The organism is Mesorhizobium sp. M0058 (assembly GCF_040323095.1).
Classification (GTDB): Bacteria; Pseudomonadota; Alphaproteobacteria; order Rhizobiales; family Rhizobiaceae; genus Mesorhizobium.
Genome location: NZ_JAMYUQ010000049.1, coordinates 1 through 1,409, shown reverse-complemented (window position 1 = coordinate 1,409; position 1,409 = coordinate 1). Strand labels below are relative to the sequence as shown.

2 protein-coding genes are annotated in these 1,409 nt (G+C 56.6%); both read right to left on the bottom strand.

What is annotated here, in order from left to right; translation table 11 throughout:
- Positions 1-526 (bottom strand): hypothetical protein (locus NKJ75_RS32715; protein WP_352500756.1); only part of this gene is annotated, 526 nt, incomplete at its 3' end.
- Positions 527-986: 460 nt separating this feature from the next.
- Positions 987-1,199, bottom strand: coding sequence for a hypothetical protein (locus tag NKJ75_RS32710; protein WP_023690461.1), 213 nt, complete (start codon positions 1,197-1,199; stop codon positions 987-989).
- Between the last annotated feature and the right edge of the window lie 210 nt (positions 1,200-1,409).

The following is a 1,409-nucleotide window of genomic DNA, read 5'->3' as shown; positions in this document are numbered from 1 at the left end:
CGTTACCGTTCGTGGCGCGCCTTAGGCGGCTCAAAGCAAACCAAATCCGGGTGAACGCGTTGGATGCCATATGTATTAGAAACCATGAATAGATAAACGAATGTGTAAAAAACCCATTCCGATTCGATGAAGTCCGACCTGCCAGACGAAATAGGTGCGCTGCAATTCCTCCTCGCCTCGCATGTACCGAGATCAGGCCGCTCAATCTGCGGTCGATCTCTACGGGTTGGAAGCGGCGACCGCCGTGGCGCAGTGCGCTTTGGAGGCTCATTTCGACGGTCGACCAGATGACTATCGCTTTGGTGCGATGTCTTTCACCAACTGAGAAGAGCAACTGACGGAACTTTTGCCGCGAAATCGTGTTCGTTCGAGCATGACCAGAATAGCCGACCTTGGACCGCCTAAGCCCGGCAAGCCACACCAACCGCAGGACGGGCACGATCGATTTCACCCATGCCCGATCTGCGGCCAGCAGGTCGACAAGCGCGACTTCCGCCAGGTCATGTGGCACGAGCAACCAGATCATGAGCCGCTGGAGCTCGATCAGTGAGGCAGGAACAACTGGGCCGCCAGCCAGAAGCCGACGGCCATCAAAGACAAAACAACGAGTGCGACGAGGAACAGCCTCATCGCCGGTTCCTACCACGCGTCAGAACAAAACCCGCCGACCGAAGCCAGCGGGCTTTTGTTGCAGGGCCGTGGTTTGCTTAGGATGTGGATCGCGGTTCAACACTGGGTGCCAATTGCGCCGTCACTGCGCTGAGACGCCCACGTTTGGTCAGTACTGGCTTGCTGTATTCTTTCTTCATGCAGTCCCTCCAGTGGAAATTTGAGGCAAAGCGCATTTACAGCCAAAGGTTGTCAATCAGCCCGCGCCTTGTCAATTCAAAAGGTGCCCGCCGCCCTTGCGTCCGGCGGACGAGAGACGTCACACCGCAAGCATCTCACCAGCCATGGAATCGTCCAACACCGTCCAGGTACTGAGGTTACCTAGCCGCAGGAGGGTCCTGAAGCCGCACAACCTTGTCGAGATGTAGCCGTATCCGCTGGCCTTCAGCGAAGGACAGCGCAAACGATTCCAGGCCGAATGAGCGTGTAATTTCCTGGTCGGTCTCTATGATGCGGACGACCCATTCGCCACTGGCTCCGACCACTTCCACGCGAGGCGTGGCCTTGCGAATTGACACCACGTTGCTCATCACATCCTCCCTACGAAACGCAATGGCAAGTCGATTTAAGACCGTCGTAGTCGGTAGATCAATAACAAATGCTTGCTCGGATCGGACGAACCATCCTGGATGGGCATACAACGGGGGCTAATGCCACTTCAGTCAGGCGAACCCTCCGGGGAACCTCCCTTGAGATAGCGTCTGCTTTAGGTCGTTGGCATTCAGGATGGCCGCCAGCTC

Excerpts from the sequence above, each read along its gene's own strand:
- NKJ75_RS32710 (WP_023690461.1), bottom strand. The coding sequence starts at position 1,199 with ATGAGCAACGTGGTGTCAATTCGCAAGGCCACGCCTCGCGTGGAAGTG.